Annotated in this window: 15 protein-coding genes and 1 pseudogene; 11 read left to right on the plus strand and 5 right to left on the minus strand. The window is 70.3% G+C overall.

Annotation, left to right across the window (positions count from 1 at the left end):
- The first annotated feature begins 207 nt into the window (after positions 1–207).
- The 4 genes from AC07CM_RS24975 (at position 208) to AC07CM_RS24990 (ending at position 5,224) form a co-directional block, all read left to right on the plus strand.
- Complete coding sequence (locus AC07CM_RS24975; RefSeq protein ID WP_478878683.1) at positions 208–2,565, plus strand: protein kinase domain-containing protein; 2,358 nt, start codon at positions 208–210, stop codon at positions 2,563–2,565.
- A gap of 47 nt (positions 2,566–2,612) precedes the next feature.
- The gene (locus tag AC07CM_RS24980; protein WP_478878783.1) at positions 2,613–3,335 is read left to right on the plus strand and encodes a prepilin peptidase; all 723 of its coding nucleotides are present in this window, start codon (positions 2,613–2,615) and stop codon (positions 3,333–3,335) included.
- A gap of 71 nt (positions 3,336–3,406) precedes the next feature.
- On the plus strand, positions 3,407–4,606 hold the full coding sequence (gene mqnC / locus AC07CM_RS24985; RefSeq protein ID WP_478878684.1) for a cyclic dehypoxanthinyl futalosine synthase: 1,200 nt from the start codon (positions 3,407–3,409) through the stop codon (positions 4,604–4,606).
- 18 nt (positions 4,607–4,624) lie between these two features.
- Positions 4,625–5,224, plus strand: a complete 600-nt coding sequence (locus tag AC07CM_RS24990; RefSeq protein WP_478878685.1) for a hypothetical protein — start codon at positions 4,625–4,627, stop codon at positions 5,222–5,224.
- Between the two features lie 27 nt (positions 5,225–5,251).
- Here the strand turns inward: AC07CM_RS24990 and AC07CM_RS24995 are convergent, their stop codons facing one another.
- Positions 5,252–6,223, minus strand: a complete 972-nt coding sequence (locus AC07CM_RS24995) for a chitinase (protein WP_478878686.1) — start codon at positions 6,221–6,223, stop codon at positions 5,252–5,254.
- A 348-nt stretch (positions 6,224–6,571) separates the two neighbouring features.
- Here AC07CM_RS24995 and AC07CM_RS25000 point away from each other — a divergent pair, with 348 nt between their 5' ends.
- From AC07CM_RS25000 to AC07CM_RS25015, 4 genes are all read left to right on the plus strand, one after another.
- Positions 6,572–6,892 (plus strand): hypothetical protein, encoded by a 321-nt coding sequence (locus tag AC07CM_RS25000; protein ID WP_478878687.1) that lies wholly within the window; start codon positions 6,572–6,574, stop codon positions 6,890–6,892.
- Positions 6,893–6,911: 19 nt separating this feature from the next.
- Complete coding sequence (locus AC07CM_RS25005) at positions 6,912–9,224, plus strand: bifunctional polysaccharide deacetylase/glycosyltransferase family 2 protein (protein ID WP_478878688.1); 2,313 nt, start codon at positions 6,912–6,914, stop codon at positions 9,222–9,224.
- 153 nt (positions 9,225–9,377) lie between these two features.
- Positions 9,378–10,460 (plus strand): acyltransferase family protein, encoded by a 1,083-nt coding sequence (locus AC07CM_RS25010; RefSeq protein WP_478878784.1) that lies wholly within the window; start codon positions 9,378–9,380, stop codon positions 10,458–10,460.
- Positions 10,457–11,152 (plus strand): demethylmenaquinone methyltransferase, encoded by a 696-nt coding sequence (locus AC07CM_RS25015; protein ID WP_478878689.1) that lies wholly within the window; start codon positions 10,457–10,459, stop codon positions 11,150–11,152. Before AC07CM_RS25010 ends, AC07CM_RS25015 begins: the two co-directional genes overlap by 4 nt.
- A gap of 15 nt (positions 11,153–11,167) precedes the next feature.
- On the opposite strand, the gene AC07CM_RS25020 is transcribed toward AC07CM_RS25015, so the two are convergent.
- Positions 11,168–11,503, minus strand: coding sequence for a PASTA domain-containing protein (locus tag AC07CM_RS25020; RefSeq protein WP_478878690.1), 336 nt, complete (start codon positions 11,501–11,503; stop codon positions 11,168–11,170).
- Between the two features lie 92 nt (positions 11,504–11,595).
- Positions 11,596–12,130, minus strand: a pseudogene (locus tag AC07CM_RS25025) (GNAT family N-acetyltransferase).
- 70 nt (positions 12,131–12,200) lie between these two features.
- Between AC07CM_RS25025 and AC07CM_RS25030 the strand changes: the two are divergent.
- Positions 12,201–13,484, plus strand: coding sequence for a geranylgeranyl reductase family protein (locus tag AC07CM_RS25030; RefSeq protein WP_478878691.1), 1,284 nt, complete (start codon positions 12,201–12,203; stop codon positions 13,482–13,484).
- Positions 13,485–13,565: 81 nt separating this feature from the next.
- Here the strand turns inward: AC07CM_RS25030 and def are convergent, their stop codons facing one another.
- Positions 13,566–14,189, minus strand: coding sequence for a peptide deformylase (gene def, locus AC07CM_RS25035; protein WP_478878692.1), 624 nt, complete (start codon positions 14,187–14,189; stop codon positions 13,566–13,568).
- Positions 14,190–14,277: 88 nt separating this feature from the next.
- Between def and AC07CM_RS25040 the strand changes: the two genes are divergently transcribed.
- The gene (locus AC07CM_RS25040; RefSeq protein WP_478878693.1) at positions 14,278–16,119 is read left to right on the plus strand and encodes a hydroxysqualene dehydroxylase; all 1,842 of its coding nucleotides are present in this window, start codon (positions 14,278–14,280) and stop codon (positions 16,117–16,119) included.
- Positions 16,120–16,234: 115 nt separating this feature from the next.
- On the opposite strand, the gene AC07CM_RS25045 is transcribed toward AC07CM_RS25040, so the two are convergent.
- A complete protein-coding gene (locus AC07CM_RS25045; RefSeq protein WP_478878694.1) occupies positions 16,235–17,044 on the minus strand; it encodes a C40 family peptidase in 810 nt (269 codons plus the stop codon).
- Between the two features lie 744 nt (positions 17,045–17,788).
- On the opposite strand from AC07CM_RS25045, the gene AC07CM_RS25050 reads away from it, so the two are divergent.
- Positions 17,789–18,148 carry an NADH-quinone oxidoreductase subunit A gene (locus tag AC07CM_RS25050; protein WP_007383963.1) on the plus strand — a complete coding sequence of 120 codons (360 nt, stop codon included), beginning with the start codon at positions 17,789–17,791 and terminating at the stop codon, positions 18,146–18,148.

Here is an 18,148-nt window from a genome sequence, read left to right on the forward strand (position 1 = left end):
CGCCCGCGCCTCACACCCACGCCCCCGTCACCCCTTCCTCCCCGGCTGTCACTACTGTGTCCGCGTTGGCGAACGCCAACTGCGCGTCCTCGCACGGCCATCGGACCGGCAGGGCGGCACAACGCGGAGCAACGCCGAGTGACGCCGAGCAAGGCTGAGCGAAGCAGGGCAAAGCATCGCAACGGGGAAGGACGGGGAACACCCGCCATGGAGACACTGCAGCCGGACGACCCGCGGGAGTTGGGCAGCTACCGCATGCTGCGCAGGCTCGGAGCCGGCGGAATGGGCCGGGTCTACCTGGCCCGCTCGCCCGGCGGTCGCACGGTCGCCGTGAAGGTCGTACGCCCCGACCTCGCCGCCGACGCCGACTTCCGCCGCCGCTTCCGGCACGAGGTGGAGATCGCCCAGGCGGTCTCCGGCCAGTACACCGCCTCGGTGGTGGACGCCGACCCGGAGGCGCCGTTGCCGTGGCTGGCGACCTCGTACGTGCTCGGCCCGGATCTGACGGACCTCGTGGCCACGCACGGCGCGCTGCCCGAGCGCACCGTGCGCGCGCTGGGCGCGGGGCTCGCGGCCGCCCTCCAGGAGATCCACGCGGCCGGGCTCATCCACCGCGACCTCAAGCCGTCGAACGTCCTCCTGGCCGCGGCCGGGCCCCGCGTCATCGACTTCGGCATCGCGCGAGCGGTGGACGGCACCCGGATGACCCAGACGGGAGTCGTGGTCGGCTCGCCCGGCTACATGCCCCCGGAGCAGGCGCTGGGCCAGGACGTCGGCCCGGCGGGCGACGTCTTCTCCCTGGGCGCCGTCCTCGCCTTCGCGGCCACCGGCCGCAACGTCTTCGGCGACGGCGCCGCCTCGCACGCGGCGATGCTCTACCAGGTCGTCCACGGCGAACCCGACCTGACCGGCGCACCGCAGTCCCTGCTCGGGCTGCTGCGGGCCTGTCTGCTGAAGGCCCCGGCCGCCCGGCCCGGCCCCGCCGAGATCGTGACGGCGCTGGCCCCGCAGGGTGCCGCGGGTGTGCTCAGCGACTGGCTGCCGTCGGCCGTGGCCTCCACCATCGCCACCCACGCTGCCGGGATCCTCGACCTGGAGGCGCCCGAGCAGCCGGGCGCACCGGCCGCCGCACCCTCCTTCGGCCCGGCCCCGACGATGCCTGCCGCCGCGGTGCCCCCGGCGGGTACGCCGGCGGCGGGACACGGCTACCCGCCGGCGAGTACGCCCGCGGCCGGGTACGGCCATCCGCCGGTCGGCACCCCCGCGTCCGCCCACGGCACACCCGTCCCCGGCCACGACACCCCACCCTCCGGCACCGTCCGGATCGGCGCCACGGACGCCTCCTCGGCACCCACCCGCCGTCGCGCCCTCTCCTACGCCCTCGGCGGGGCCGCCGCCGTCGCCGTGGCCGGCGGGGGCACGGCCTGGTGGCTGTCCGGCAAGGACGACGGCACCGGCACGACCGACGGACCGGCCGGCCGCGGCAGTTCCGGCAAGCCGGCCGACGAGACCTTCACCACCCCGCCTCCCGGGGTGTCCCCGCAGCCGCTGTGGCACGAGAGCGCCGCCGAGGACAGCACCGCGACCTCCGTACCGCTCCTCGCTTACGACGGACTGCTCCTGGTCAGCGGCGACCCCTTGGTGGCGTACGACGTGAAGACCGGCAAGCCGCGCTGGTCCAAGAAGGGCGTCTGCCGCTCCGGAGCCCCGCTCCTCTTCCACGGCGGCAAGGTGTTCCTGGCCGACGGCGACTTCGACGGCGTCCTGGTCGCCTACGACGTGAGGACCGGCGACGAGGCCTGGCGCAGCCGGCTCGGCAAGAAGCTGAGCATCGAGCGGACGATCGCCATCGACGACAAGAACGTCTACGTCACGCTGACCGACTACGGCCAGGCGAAGAGCGCCACCAAGTACCGCACCGCCGTCGCCGCGGTCAGCCACGCCACGGGCCGCACCACGTGGCTGCGGCGGCGCGACTGGGGCACCAAGGACTACGACGTCGAGGGCACCGTCTCCGGCAACTACCTCGTCTACGCCGACTCCAACTACAACCTCACCGTGCGCGACACCGCCACGGGCGGTCAGCTGTGGACCAGGAAGATCGGCGACGACTGGAGCTGGCAGCCCACGGCCGCGGACGGGCTGGTGTTCCTGCCGGGCGAAGAACTGACCGCCGTGGACATCGAGACCGGCAGGACACGCTGGACGATGTCGTCGAACGGCCGCCGCGGCTTCAACAACCCCACCGCCATCGACGGCGTGCTCTACGCCACCGACTACGAGCACGGCGTCTGGGCCGTCGACGTCAAGGACGTCAAGCGGATCTGGCTCTGCGAGACGGGCAACCGCGTGCCCAGGGAGGCGTTCCTGAAAGCCGGGACGACGCTCTACGCGGCCGCCGGCCCGCTGGGCGGCGGCATCATCGCGCTGGACGCCAGGACCGGCAAGGTCCGCTGGACCTGGGTCGACAACACCGACGCCACCGACTACTGGCAGATCGCCCGGTCGGGCGACCGGCTGCTGGTGACCGGTGGTCAGGAGGTCTACGCGATGCCGGCCGTCTGAGACCGGCTTCCTCCACCGGCCGCACTCCATAGGATCTCCCCGTGAGCATGGGTGCGTTGGTCCTCGTCGCGGTGCTGTGGGGCGCGGTGGCGGGCGTGCTGCTGCCCCGGGCCGCCTACCGCTTCGCCGTCCCGGAGGAGGAGCCGTGGCGGGAGCGGTGTCCTGACGGGCACCCGATCCGCGGGTGGCTCGGCCGGGCACGCTGCGGGGAGTGCGCGCAGACGTCGTACGGCCCGTCCGCCGTCCGCCTCGCCACCGCGACCGCCCTCACCTGCGCCGCCCTCGCCGCCGCCACCGGTACCCGGCCCGAGCTGGCCGTCTGGCTGCTGCTCGCGCCGGTGTGGGTGCTGCTGGCCGCCGTGGACCTGCGGGTGCGGCGGCTGCCCGACCCGCTGACCCTGCCGCTCGCGACCGCCGGGCTCGCGCTGCTCGGCCTCGTCGCGCTGCTGCCCGAGCACGCCGGTCACTGGCTCACCGCGCTGTACGGCGCGTTCGCGCTCGGCGGCGGCTTCTGCGTGCTGTGGCTCATCAACCCGGCCGGCATGGGCTTCGGGGACGTGAAGCTCGCCCTGGGCATGGGCGCCGTCCTCGGCTGGTACGGCTGGCCGACGGTCCTGCTCGGCGCCTTCGCCGGCTTCCTGCTCGGCGCGCTGTACGGCGGCGCACTCGTCGTGGCCCGGCGCGCGGGGCGCAAGACGGCCATCCCGTTCGGGCCGTTCCTCATCGCGGGGGCCTTCGCGGGGCTGCTGACCGGCGCGTACACGGCCTGACGTCCTTGCGGGAAAACGGCTGGCGTAGGCTGGCTTGGTCCGTCCACAACCCTTGACGAAAGGGACCCCTGGTGACCGAGAAGGCCGACCTCCAGTCTGTCCTCGACCGAGCCGCTGCCGGTGGGCGGATCACCCCGGACGAGGCACTCGTCCTCTACCGCGACGCGCCCCTGCACGCGCTGGGCGCCGCCGCCGACGCCGTGCGCCGCCGCAAGTACGCGGGCATCGAGCACATCGCGACGTACATCATCGAGCGGAACATCAACTACACGAACGTGTGCGTCACGGCGTGCAAGTTCTGCGCCTTCTACGCGGCCCCCAAGGACACCGCGAAGGGCTGGACCCGCGACCTCGACGACATCCTGCGCCGGTGCGCGGAGACCGTCGAGCTGGGCGGCACCCAGATCATGTTCCAGGGCGGGCACCACCCGGACTACGGCGTCGAGTACTACGAGAAGCACTTCAAGGCCATCAAGGACGCCTTCCCGCAGCTGGTGATCCACTCGCTGGGCGCCTCCGAGGTCGAGCACATGGCCCGTATCTCCGGCGTGTCGGTCGAGGAGGCCATCACCCGGATCCACGAGGCGGGTCTGGACTCCTTCGCCGGCGCCGGCGCGGAACTCCTGCCCGAGCGCCCCCGCAAGGCCATCGCGCCCCTCAAGGAGAGCGGCGAGCGCTGGCTGGAGATCATGGAGAGCGCGCACAAGCTGGGCGTGGAGTCGACGTCCACCATGCTGATGGGCACGGGCGAGACGAACGCCGAGCGCATCGAGCACCTGCGCATGATCCGGGACGTGCAGGACCGCACGGGCGGCTTCCGCGCGTTCATCCCATACACCTACCAGCCCGAGAACAACCACCTGAAGGGCCGTACCCAGGCCACCCTCTTCGAGTATCTGCGGATGATCGCGATCGCCCGCCTCTTCCTCGACAACGTCCAGCACATCCAGGGCTCGTGGCTGACCACCGGCAAGGAGGTCGGCCAGCTCTCCCTGCACTACGGCGCGGACGACCTCGGCTCGATCATGCTGGAGGAGAACGTGGTCTCCTCGGCCGGTGCCAAGCACCGCTCCAACCGCCTGGAGATCATCGACCTGATCCGCAAGGCGGGCCGGGTCCCGGCGCAGCGCGCCACGACCTACGAGCACCTCGTCGTGCACGACGACCCGGCGAACGACCCCGTCGACGAGCGGGTGATGTCGCACATCTCGTCGACGGCGATCGAGGGCGGGACGGCTCACCCCGAGCTGAAGCTGCTCGCGCCCAACTAGAGCCGACCGGGCGTTTTCGTGCTGACACTTCACGTTGCCGAACAGTCGCCCGAGACGGCGGTTCTGGTCGACGGGGCGTCCGTCGCCGCCGTCGGCCGGTACGAGGATCTGGCCGCCGCCGCCCCGCGGGCGAGGGTGCGGCGCTGGCCCGGCATCCTGACGCCGGGACTGCTGAACCCGTACGGCCCCGAACTGCTGGAGGCCACCTACCATCCCGACCCGCGCGAGGCCGACGCCCTCGGTACCGAGCCCATCGGCGGGGAGCGGGCACGGGAGATCTTCCGCACCGACCCCGCCCGCCTCGGCGCGAGCGCGCGGCGGGGTGTGCAGCGGATGCTGGCGCACGGCACGGTGGCGGTGGCCGGGGAGCTGCGGTCGAGGGCCGTGGTCGACGCCGTGCGCAGGGCCGGGCTCGCGGTCGGACAGCGGCCGGACCGCCTCCCGGGCCCGGCGGCGTTGTCCCCGACCCCGCTGATCCTGCTGCCGGGGCTGGTGCCGGGCGGTCCCGCCCGGTTCGCCGTGTTCGACGTCGCGGACCGGGGCGAACTGGTCCGGCGCGGCGCCGGGACCTGCGTGGCGACCGTGATCGGCGGGCGGCTCGTGTACCGCGGCCGCTGAGCACGGCTCGCGTCTGCGAACGCCGGCTCAGCCCGCGAAAGCCTCCCCGAACGCCCCCCAATCCTGCTTCACCCCGCTGCAGTCGGTCGCCGCGTCGTCCTGCCCGCTCTCCCCGTCCGCGCACTGCTGGTCGCGGAACGTCGACCACATCGACACCCAGGCGATCTCCTCCTCCTCGGCGAACTTCCGCACCTGCGCGGCGTCGGAGAGGGTGAAGGTCTCCCCGGCCACGTCGTTGACGCCGATCATCGAGGTGAGCGCCATGCCCCGCCAGGCGCCCGCGCCGGACAGCCCGAACACCTTCTTCAGCTGGGTGTGCGCGGCCTTGGCGGAGGTGAGGGCGTAGTCGCCCATGTCGCCGCCGTACGACTCGCCGTAGTTCATGGTCATCAGGTTGACCGTGGAGACCTGGACGTCGTACCGGTTCGCCGACTCCAGCAGCGCGAGGCCGTCCGAGTCGAGGCCCGCGGGCATCACCGGAAGGGTGAAGGAGACCTTCAGGTCCGGGCGTTGCCGCTGCAGCCGGGCTATCGCACGTGAACGCAGGGCCGTGGAGGCGGAGTCGGCCAGTTCGTCGCCCTCGATGTCGAAGTCGGCCCGGGTGGAGCCTGCCGCGTCCAGGGCCTTCGCGTAGGCGGTCGCCAGTGCGGAGGCGCTGTCGCAGGTGGCGGCCAACTCCTTGCCGGAGGCCCCGCCGAAGGAGACACGGACCGTGGCGCCGTCCTTCTTCAGCCGCGAGATCCGGGACTTCACGGCCGAGTCTCCGATCGCCTCGGTCCCGTTCCACTTCGGTGCGCACCCGCTGCCGTCGGAGATCACGAAGGCGAGGTTGTACGTCGAAGGGGCACCGGCGGAGTCGGTGGCAGCGGCCTCGATGGCGCTGACATAGGGGGCGTAGGCGGGGGAGTACGGCGTGCTTTCCGAGCCCTTGGAGCAACCTGTCACAGCGAGTGCAAACATGCAGGCGAACCCCGCGATCCGTGTCGGACGGCTCCTCATCGGCGCATGCACCCGCTCTCGTGACTTCTGTCTCAGGACGGAAACAGGGTTTGTTCGAACGCAAGGAAATGTCTCACATCATGGGCGATACCTCGCAGGGCGATTCGAGGGTTTATGCCCGGCTTGATCGTGCTATTCAAGCCAGTTTGTTCGGAACGTTCTCATGGAATTTCTCAGGAAAGCGACAGCTTTGAGTTCCCTTCATGGGTGGCTCATAAGAAGCACCGAGAAAGGGACACATAAAGGCTGCCTAATATCCGAGGAATGCAATCCGAACCCGCCATCGAAAGTCGTGCCGCCGGGCGCGGTCGCCGCCGCAAACATGGCAACGGGTCCACCGAAGGGCCCGTGTTCGTTGACTCCACCGGACGCCGGTCGAAGGTGCTCCGCCGTATCGGCCTGCTCGTCGGCGTCGTCTGCCTCGCGTACGCGGGCGTGCTCGGCGCCGCCTTCATGGGCTGGGGCACCTCCCTCACCCCGTCCTCGCTGTTCCCCTTCGGTGGCGCCGAGGGCGGCCGGGCCCCCGCCGGCATCCGCCCGCAGGGTGGGATCGGCCGCCAGGCGGGCCTCTCGAACCGCACCCCGTCGGCGCCGCCCTCGCGCACCGCCGCCCCGCCCGCATCCGCGTCGGCATCCGTGTCCGTGTCCGCGGCCGCGGACTCCGACTGACCGGGCACAGGCGGCAGTCATGATCACTTCCACGCCCTCCCGAGGCCGCAGGCGCGCCCCCACCCGCATCGAGCGGGCCGCGGGCCGGGCCGCCACGCTGCAGCGCCCGCGCGTCATCCTCGCCCTGCTCCTCCTGCTCGCACTGACCTGCGTGATGCTGCTCGACGGCTATCTGCGCGCCGAGGTCGGCGGCGACGAGCGGGTGCGCGACGGCGCCAGTTCCAGCGCGGTCCCCGACAAGATCCTGAACGGCGGCCCGATCCTCACCTTCCGCGGCGGCCAGGCCGCCACGGTCTCCGTCCCCGCCAAGACCATCGCGCTCACCTTCGACGACGGCCCGAACCCGACCTGGACGCCCCAGGTGCTCGAGATCCTCGAGAAGTACGACGTGCCCGGCACGTTCTTCCTGGTCGGCTCGATGGTCTCGCGCTACCCGGGCATCGTGCGCACGATGGTCCGGCAGGGCAACGAGGTCGGCATCCACACCTTCACGCACGTCGACCTGTCGTACCAGAGCGACTCCCGCGTCGACCGCGAGATGGAGCAGACGCAGCTCGCCCTCGCCGGCGCGGCGGGCATCACCACGACCCTGTTCCGCGCGCCGTACTCCTCCGAGACGGACGCCATCGACAACTACGGCTGGCCGGTCTACAAGAGGCTCGGCCAGGACGGCTACACCAGCGTGTTCGTCGACACCGACAGCGACGACTGGAAGAGGCCGGGCGTCTCGAAGATCGTCAAGTGGGCGACGCCCAAGGGCACCAAGGGCGCCTCCGTGCTCTTCCACGACGCCGGCGGTGAGCGCTCGCAGACGATCGAGGCGCTCCCCGAGTACATCGAGAAGATGAAGGCGAAGGGCTACACCTTCACCACCATCAGTGGGGTCATGGAGAAGCAGCGCTCGGCCGGGAGGCAGGCCGCGTCCGCCGCATCAAGAGCTGTTACGGCCACGGGGGCGGCCGGCGCGCAGCCCGGCTACGGCACCGCACCGAACCAGCAGGGCGGCGCGTCCACCACCTCCCGTCTCCAGGCCGCCCATCGCGAGGCCACCGGCATGACCCTCTACGAGGGCAAGGCCCTCGTCGCGGCCGTCGCCGTCGCCGAGTGGACCGTACCCGCGCTCTCGGCCGGCCTGATCGTCGTCGGCGTGGCCGTCATGGGCCGCTTCGGGATGATGCTGGTCCTCGCGCGGCGCCACCACCGAAAGCGCAACAGACGCCGGTTCGGCTGGGGGCCGCCGGTGACCGATCCGGTGAGCGTGATCGTCCCGGCGTACAACGAGAGGGAGTGCATCGCCAACACCCTGGAGTCGCTGGCGCGGAGCACCCACCTGATCGAGATCATCGTCGTGGACGACGGTTCGACCGACGGCACCTCCGAGATCGCGCGCGATGCGGCGAACTCGCTCGGCATGACGAACGTCCGGGTCATCCGCCAGGAGAACGCGGGCAAGCCGGCGGCGCTGAACAACGGTGTGCGCAGCGCCCGTCACGACATCGTCGTGATGATGGACGGCGACACGGTCTTCGAACCCGACACCGTGCGGCACCTCGTGCAGCCGTTCGCCGACCCCGAGGTCGGCGCGGTCGCCGGCAACGCCAAGGTCGGCAACCGCAACACGGTCATCGGCGCCTGGCAGCACATCGAGTACGTGATGGGATTCAATCTGGACCGGCGCATGTACGACCTGCTGCGCTGCATGCCGACGATCCCGGGCGCGATCGGCGCGTTCCGCCGCGAGGCGGTCCTGCAGGTCGGCGGGATGAGCGAGGACACGCTCGCCGAGGACACCGACATCACCATCGCCATGCACCGCGCGGGCTGGCGGGTCGTCTATCAGGAGCACGCCAAGGCCTGGACCGAGGCGCCCGGTTCGCTCAAGCAGCTCTGGTCCCAGCGCTACCGCTGGTCCTACGGCACCATGCAGGCGCTGTGGAAACACCGCAGGTCCCTGACGGACAGGGGCCCTTCGGGCCGCTTCGGCCTGGTCGGCATGCCCCTGGTGGTCGTCTTCCAGATCGTCACGCCGCTCTTCGCCCCCCTGATCGACGTGTTCACCGTCTACTCGATGATCTTCGTCGACTTCCGGGCGTCCCTGCTGGCCTGGCTCGCGGTTCTGGCCGTCCAACTGGCCTGCGCCGCCTACGCCTTCCGCCTCGACCGCGAGAAGTACCGCTATCTGCTGATGATGCCCCTGCAGCAACTGGCCTACCGCCAGATGATGTACCTCGTCCTCATCCACTCCTGCGTCACAGCCCTCACCGGCGGCCGCCTCCGCTGGCAGAAACTGAAACGAACGGGCGAGGTCGGCACCCCGGCGGGGGTGAGCTGAGTGGGATCCCGTCGAAGGAGTGGCCCTGCTCCGGAACCGGCCGTGGGCAGTCGTTCCGCAGGGCGACGGGGGTCCCCCCGTTCGAGCGCGGCCGAGAGTGGGGGAGGGTGGGCACAGCCCGCAGCGCAGGGCACCGTCTCGGACACCGCCCGACTGCCCCGAGCTCACCCCTCGGCCCCGGCGAGGGACCGCTACTTCGACACCCTCAGAGCACTGGCCCTCATCCGGGTCGTCACCTACCACACGTTCGGCTGGGCCTGGTGCGGCTTGGCCTTCCCCTCCATGGGCGTCATGTTCGCCCTCGCCGGCACCCTCATGGCCAAGTCCCTGGAGCGCCCCGCCCTCAAGGTCCTCAGGAGCCGCCTGCGCCGCCTCCTGCCCCCCTTCTGGTTCTGGGGTTTCTTCGTCGTCCTCGCGATGCTGATCCACGGCTGGATGCCGGGCCGGCAGATCGTCTACTGGATCGTGCCGCTCGGTGATCCCCCGGGCAACGCGTGGGGCGAGCAGGCCTGGGAGATCCTCTGGTACCTGCGCACGTACCTCTGGTTCGTCCTGCTGTCCCCGGCCCTGCTGTGGATCTTCCGCAAGGCGCCCGTCCCCGTCCTGCTGCTGTCCCTCACCCCGGTCCTGGTCCTGAACTTCCTCTGGTCCGGCCCGGACAACCGCTTCGGCAGCGCCCTGTGGGACCTGTCGACGTACCTCTTCTGCTGGATCCTCGGCTTCGCCCACCGCGACGGCGTGCTCCAGCGGGCGAAGCCGGCCCTCGTGAGCGTCCTCTCGCTCGCCGCGCTCGGGTACGGCGCCTGGTACGCCTTCTCGCACCGGGCCGACTTCGGCACGTACGACCTCGACGAGAACCCGCTCGCGCAGGCCTTCTGGTCGGCCGGCTTCGTGACGCTGCTGATGTGGACCAAGGCGTACTTCCGGATCGACCTCGCCCGGCTCACCCGCTTCCGGCGTCTCGACCGCACGGTCACCGTCTTCAACGCGCGCGCGGTGACGATCTACCTCTGGCACGAGATCGCCCTCGTTCTCGCGGTCCCGCTGATCGACCGGTTCTGGGACGTGCCCGCCTTCGAGAAGTACCTGCCGCTGGACAGCCAGTGGTTCATGTTCGGCATCGGCTGGCTCCTGATCGCCGCCTTCGTCCTGGCGTGCGGCTGGGTGGAGGACGTGGCCGCGAAGAAGAAGCCGCGACTGATCCCGGGAGGCCGTGCTGCAAGAATGGGCGGGTGACCCGCGCTTCCCTGAACAAGCAGCCGCACGAAGTCGCCTCGATGTTCGACGACGTGGCGGAACGGTACGACCTGACGAACGACGTGCTGTCGCTCGGCCAGGACCGGCGCTGGCGCAAGGAGGTGGCGAAGGCGGTCGACGCGCGTCCCGCGCAGAAGGTCCTCGACCTCGCGGCCGGTACGGCGACCTCCTCGCTGCCCTTCGCCCGGTCGGGCGCGTACGTGGTCCCCTGCGACTTCTCCCTCGGGATGCTCCAGGTCGGCAAGAAGAGGCACATCTGGCTGCCGTTCACGGCGGGCGACGCGACGCGGCTGCCGTTCAAGGACGACACCTTCGACGCCGTCACGATCTCCTTCGGACTGCGCAACGTACAGGACACGGACGCGGCGCTGCGCGAGATGTACCGGGTGACCCGGCCTGGCGGACGAGTGGTGATCTGCGAGTTCTCGCACCCGACGTGGGAGCCCTTCCGGACCGTCTACACCGAGTACCTGATGCGCGCCCTGCCGCCGGTCGCACGCGCGGTGTCCTCGAACCCGGACGCGTACGTGTACCTCGCCGAGTCCATCCGTGCCTGGCCCGACCAGCCCGCCCTCGCCGAACGGCTGCGCAAGGCGGGCTGGTCGAAGGTGGCCTGGCGCAACCTCAGCGGCGGCGTGGTCGCGCTGCACCGGGGCTTCAAGGAGAGCTGAACCCCTTCGCGCGGTTCAGCGGTTGATCATCTCGAAGGCGTCTCCGGGCTCACCCAGTTCGCGCTGCATTCCACCCGTGGGCGGCCGCGGGATGCGTGGCTCGCGCACGCCTCCGCCGCCCTCACCCTCACCGAAGTCGAACCACACGTACACCATGGAGTCCGGCGGCACCTCGGCACCGGGCGGCGGATACTGGCGTACGACGTAGTCGACGACCGTGTGGTGGAAGTCGGGGCGGTCCGGCGCGTTGAGGAACAGGCCCCGCGCCCGGGCCGTTTCACGCGCGTCCATGGCCATCAGACCGACCAGACGAGGAACGCGCGTTTCGGGTGTATTGGGTGTTATACGCACAGATGTCACCCCCAGCGGTACTGGAAGGGTAACTCGCCCCCGCGCCACCCGGAAGCGCCATGTGGCTTTCTGTAACAGTTAGTTACTCTGAGTCACAGATCGAGCCGGTAGCAGTGCCCCCTCCCGGGCCGAGGAAGCGGTCACGAACGTCTCCATGAGCCGCATGCCCAGCCGCCGGGTGACCGCGATGGAACGTGCGTTGCGCGCGTCGACCATCGCCACCACGTGCGGCACCCCCGCCGCCCGCAGCCGCACCAGCGTCTCCTCGGCGGCCGCCGTGGCGTAACCCCGGCCCCAGTGCGCCCGGCCGAGCCGCCAGCCGATCTCGATCTCGCCCGTCGGGCCCCACGCATGCGGCCACGGCTGGGCGCCGGTGAAGCCGACGACGTCTCCCGAGTCGTCCAGCACCGACCACAGACAGAACCCCCGCTCCGCGTCGTGCCGGCGCTGGCGCGCGGTCAGCTCCTCGTAGACCGAGAGCTCGGCGGCCTTCCCGCCGTGGAACTCCATGACCTCGGGATCGGCGAACACCCGGTGCCAGGCGAACGCGTCCTCGTCGGTGGGCACACGCAGCCGTACTGCGGGGAGAGCTTCGTTCACGGGGCAGCCCTTCAGCCGGGTGATCAATTCTGCTGAATAGACTGCCCATGTCCAGTGCCGGTCGGCACGCAGATTTCGAACTTGGGGAGATCCCGCCGTGACCGAGCCCCTCTCCGACAACACCGCCGATGTGATCGTCGTGGGCGCGGGGCCAGCCGGCTCCACCACCGCCTACCACCTCGCCAAGGCCGGACTCGACGTCCTCCTGCTGGAGAAGACCGAGTTCCCGCGGGAGAAGGTCTGCGGCGACGGCCTCACCCCGCGCGCGGTCAAGCAGTTGGTCGCGATGGGCCTCGACATCTCCGAGGAGGCCGGCTGGCTGCGCAACAAGGGCCTGCGCATCATCGGCGGCGGCTCCCGGCTCCAGCTCGACTGGCCCGATCTCGCCTCGTTCCCGAACTACGGCCTGGTCCGCAAGCGCGACGACTTCGACGAGCAGCTCGCCCACAACGCCCAGAAGGCCGGCGCCCGCCTGTACGAGCGCTGCAACGTCTCCGGCCCCGTCGTCGACGACCGCACCGGCCGCATCACCGGCGTGCACGCCAAACTCGGCGAGGAGAAGCGCGAGGTGACCTTCCACGCGCCGCTCGTCGTCGCCGCCGACGGCAACTCCACCCGCCTGTCCCTCGCGATGGGGCTGCACCGCCGCGAGGACCGCCCCATGGGCGTGGCGGTGCGCACCTACTTCACCTCCCCGCGCCACGACGACGACTACCTGGAGTCCTGGCTGGAGCTGTGGGATCGCCGCGGCCCCCAGGACCGCCTCCTGCCCGGCTACGGCTGGATCTTCGGCATGGGCGACGGCACCTCCAACGTGGGCCTCGGCGTGCTCAACACCTCGGCCGCCTTCAAGGAGCTGGACTGGCGCGAGATCCTCAAGGCCTGGTGCGCCTCCATGCCGGAGGACTGGGGCTACACCCCCGACAACATGACCGGCCCGATCCGCGGCGCCGCCCTCCCCATGGCCTTCAACCGCCAGCCGCACTACACGAAGGGGCTGCTGCTCGTCGGCGACGCCGGCGGCCTGGTGAACCCCTTCAACGGCGAGGGCATCGCCTATGCCATGGAGTCCGGCCAGATCGCCGCCGACGTCATCGTGCAGGCCCACGCCCGGGCCACGCCCGCCCAGCGCGAGATCGCACTGCAGCGCTACCCGCGCGTCCTCAAGGACACCTACGGCGGCTACTACACCCTCGGCCGCGCCTTCGTGAAGCTCATCGGCAACCCGAAGGTCATGCAGATCGCCGCCCAGCGCGGCCTCACCCACCCGGTGCTGATGAAGTTCACCCTGAAGCTCCTCGCGAACCTCACCGATCCCACGGGCGGCGACGCGATGGACCGCATCATCAACGGCCTGAGCAAGGTGGCCCCGAAGGCATGACCAGGGCCTCTCTTTCGGATCTTGCCGGGGTCGGACAGAAGGCGCCGTCGCTCCGAGCCGGCCTGATCCGAAAGAAAGACCCTACGGCCTGAGAGCCTCGGCGTTGGCGGCCCGGCGGGCGAACACCTCCTCCCGCCGGTCCGCCATCTGCCGCAGAGCATCCTTTTTCTCCCGCTTCGAGAGCCGGTCCAGGTAGATGTGGCCGTCGGTGTGGTCGGTCTCGTGGACGAGGCAGCGCGCGAAATAGCCCGTGCCCTCGATGAGCAGGGGATCACCGTCCTTGTCCTGCCCGCGCACGACGGCGCGCTCGGGCCGCGGTACGGCCATCACGGCACCCGGCACGGACAGACACCCCTCGCCGTCGTCGATCAGCCGCCGCCCGGCGGAGGCGGCCTCCAACACCGGATTCACTACGTGTCCGACATGCCGGACTCCATCGTCGTCGGGGCAGTCGTACACGAACAGGCGCAGATCGACCCCAACCTGATTCGCCGCCAGTCCGGCCCCCTCGGCGACGTACATGGTGAGGAACATGTCGTCGATGAGTGCGGCGAGGTCGGGCCCGAACTCCGTGACGTCCCGGCAGGGCCTGTGCAGCACCTCCTCGCCGACCTCGGTGATCCGGCGCACCGCACCGCGCCGGGCCTCGGGGGCGTAACGCGGGTAGTGGTCGGCGGGGGCGCCTTGCACGAACACGCTCGGCATCGCTGTCTCCCTGTGTTTGTGAGGATGCTGTGGGTGACAGGTTCGCGGGCTTCCGGCATCCGGAGCCCCTCCCTACCCTCCGGTTCTCATGACAACAGAACTCGCGCGGCAGTCACATGGGCACGTCGGACACGTCGGGCCCCCCAGGAGACGCTTCCTGACGGCGGCCGGCGGAGCGCTCGCCGCCGGTGCGGCCGGCGCCGCCTTAGGAACGGCCCCGACGGCGGCCGCCGCGACCCCGGCCGCCGCCAAGCGGGTCGCCGTCCTCGGCGGCGGGGTCTCCGGCCTCAGCGCCGCCCACGAACTCGCCGACCGCGGCTACGCCGTCACCGTCTACGAGTACTACGACCACCTCGGCGGCAAGGCCCGCTCGATGGACGTCCCCGGCACGGGCACCGGCGGCCGCAAACCGCTCCCCGGCGAACACGGTTTCCGTTTCTTCCCCGGTTTCTACCGGAACCTCCCGGACACCATGCGCCGCATCCCCGTGCCCGGCAACGCGGGCGGCGTCCACGACAACCTCCGCAGCGGCACCGAGGCCCTGTTTGCCCGCGGCTCGGGCCGGCCCGACCTGCACTTCCCCCTGCGGCGCGTCACCACCCCACCCGCGCCCGGGGACATCACCCCGTCCTGGCTCCGCGACCAGATCCTGTCCGTCCTGGACCTCGGCACCCGCCTCCCGGCCCACGAGGCCGCCTACTTCGCCGACCGCGTCCTGGTCCACCTCACCAGCTGCGACGCCCGCCGCGAGGACCAGTGGGAGAAGACGGCGTGGTGGGACTTCATCCGGGCCGGCGAGATGAGCGACGAATACCAGGTCCTCCTCGGCATCGGCCAGACCCGCAACCTGGTGGCCACCCGTGCCGAGATCGCCTCCACCCGCACGGTCGGCCGCGTCATCATCGAGGCCCTGCTGCTGTGGGGCCTGCTCGGCCGCGGCATGGACGGCGACGCCGACATCGACCGCGTCCTGAACGCTCCGACCAGTGAGGCCTGGATCGACCCCTGGGAGGCACACCTGCGCTCGCTCGGCGTCGAGTTCGTCCTCGGCACGCAGGTGCGGGAGGTGATCTACGAGGGCGGCCGGGTGACCGGCGCCCGGGTGTCGGCCCGTGATGGTGGCCAGGAGCGCACGATCACCGCCGACCACTACGTCTGCGCGATGCCCGTCGAGCACGCCCGGGCGACCTGGGGGCGCGCCCTGCGCGCCGCCGACCCGCAGCTCGGCCGGTGCGACGCGCTGAAGACCGACTGGATGACCGGCGTCCAGTTCTATCTGCGCACGCCCACACCCGTCGTCCACGGCCACATCAACTGCCTCGACTCGCCCTGGGCGGTGACGGGCGTCGGCCAGGCCCAGTTCTGGGACGTACGGGACTTCTCGCGCGACTACGGGGACGGCCGGGCCCACGACTGCCTGTCCGCGATCATCTCCGAGTGGGACAAGCCAGGCATCCTGTACGGCAAGACGGCTCGCGCGTGCACCAAGGACGAGATCGTCGCAGAGCTCTGGGCCCAGCTGAAGGACGGCGTGAACGACTCCGGCAAGACGGTCCTCAGGGACGAGGACCGGCTCGGCTGGTTCATGGACCCCGCGGTGACCGGTCTGGGCGGCCCCGACCCGCAGAACCGCGAGCAGCTCCTCATCCATCCCACGGGGACGCTCTACAACCGTCCGTCGGCGAAGACGGCGGTGCCCAACTTCTTCCTCGCCGGCGACTACGTCCGCACGGATGTGGACCTGGCGACGATGGAGGGTGCCAACGAGTCCGCGCGACGTGCCGTCAACGCACTCCTGGACGCGGACAATTCGGACACAGGGCGCTGCCGGATCTGGGAGCTGTTCCGTCCGCCCGAGATGGAGCCCCTCAAGCGCGTGGACGAGCTGCGCCACCGGCTGGGCCTGCCCAACACCTTCGACCTGGGATGAGCCGTATAGGGCGAACCTGCCCGGATTGACCCGGAAATGCGGTCATCGGGTGTGCGGAAGGGCCGCTGCCCCCGAGCGGCTGCGGCCCTACGCGCGTGAGACGTGTGCCGAGTGCTCAGAGCACTCGCACGGCGCCGGTCGGCGGGTCGTACGACAGCGGGTGCTCGCCGACGCCGCTGGAGGGGTTCTGCGCGCCGACGAACATGCCGTCGCCGACGTACACGCCCACGTGGTACGCGCTGCCCGCGCTTCCCCAGTACAGGATGTCACCCGGCTGCAGGTTGCTCAGCGACACCTGGGTGCCGGCCGTCGACTGGTCCTGGGAGACGCGCGGCAGGCTGATGCCCACCTGCTTGAAGGCCGTCTGCACCAGGCCGGAGCAGTCGTAGGCCGAGGGACCGGTGGCGCCGGAGACGTACGCCTTGCCGATCTGCGCCTTCACGAAGGCGACGACGGCCGCGGCCGAACCGGTGGCCGTGGACGTGCTCGTGGAGGTGCCGGTGCTCGCCGTGGTGGAGAGCGTCGTCCGCTCCGCGTTGCGCGAGGCACGCGCGGCGGCGGCCTTGCGGGCGGCCTCCTGAGCCTTCTTCTTGGCCTCCGCCGCCTTCTGCTTCGCGTCCGCCAGGTCCGACTTGGCCTGCTTGGCGGCGTTTGCGGCGGCCGCGTCACGCTCGGCCTGCAGCTGGTAGTTCGCGGCGGCCTGCTGCGTGGCGTCCGCGGACTGGGCGACCTGGGCGGCCAGGTCGGCCGTCAGGGTGGGCAGTTCGAGGGTCTGCGTCACCGGCTCGGCAGCGTTCGCCGACCCGGACGCCCCGGCCACTGCCAGGGTGCTGAGGACGCCACCGGCAACGCCGGCCCGCATCGCGATGGTGGACGCGCTGCGGCGGGGCTTCCGGTGGCTGCGTATGTGAGCGGTGTGGGACATGGGAATAACCGGTACCAGGGGCTCCTTCATATCTTCAAGAAACGTGTGCTGCGCCACAGTTACTCAATCGAGGCCCCAAATCCCCGGCGTGTCGCTCTTTATTGACGCCGTAACGGACATTGCGGACCCTTGTGATCAAGCCCTTGATCACGGTCTTTGATCATTACGTCCGAATTGCCCCGCACCTACCACTGGTTGGGGTCGATGGCCAAGCCCCGCTCTCAGACGCCTCTCATGGATGTGGCGGAGGTCACGGAACGGTCACCGGAAGGGTGGCGTCCGCGCGGCCGGCAGTTCGTGAACGCGTGCACGCGCCCACACGCCGTCCACATCGCGTTCCGAAGCTCCCCCTCATGTGTGAACGCGGTCCTCTATCAACGGTCCGCGTCCAACACCAATTTGCATGCAGCGGAACTCTCTTGATATGGAGACGCCCCCTCCGGCCTGCGATGACGAGCGAAAATGTCACTTCTGGTGATCAGCTGAACGCTTCGCGTACGAAGATCACTCATCATCCGACTTCATGATCCTTCGTCAGGTGGTGGAGATCACAAAGCTTGTGCAATACCCCGTGTCGCAGATCACAGAGTGGCGGGCATAAGATGCGAGGCAGTTGGGCTTGTGACCTGCTTCACATGTTCTCGATCTTCGCCCGGGGCGAGCGGGGCTCGTGGGACCGGTGCGGCGGATGTGAGCCCAGTGCAACCGCCAGCAGTCAGTGCCGACTGAGAGGAGCGAGGAGCGGTGAACGCTTATGCGCCCATCCTCGTACTGGGAGCCCTCGGGGCAGGCTTTGCGATCTTCTCCGTGGTCATGGCCACGCTGATCGGTCCGAAGCGTTACAACCGGGCCAAGCTCGAGGCCTACGAGTGCGGTATCGAGCCGACCCCCACGCCGGCCGGCGGCGGGCGCTTCCCCATCAAGTACTACCTGACGGCGATGCTCTTCATCGTCTTCGACATCGAGATCGTCTTCCTCTACCCCTGGGCCGTCACCTTCGACGCCCTGGGTGTTTTCGGGCTCGTGGAGATGCTGCTCTTCGTGCTCACCGTCTTCGTCGCGTACGCGTACGTATGGCGGCGCGGCGGCCTGGAATGGGACTGA

The organism is Streptomyces sp. NPDC044061 (assembly GCF_056434305.1).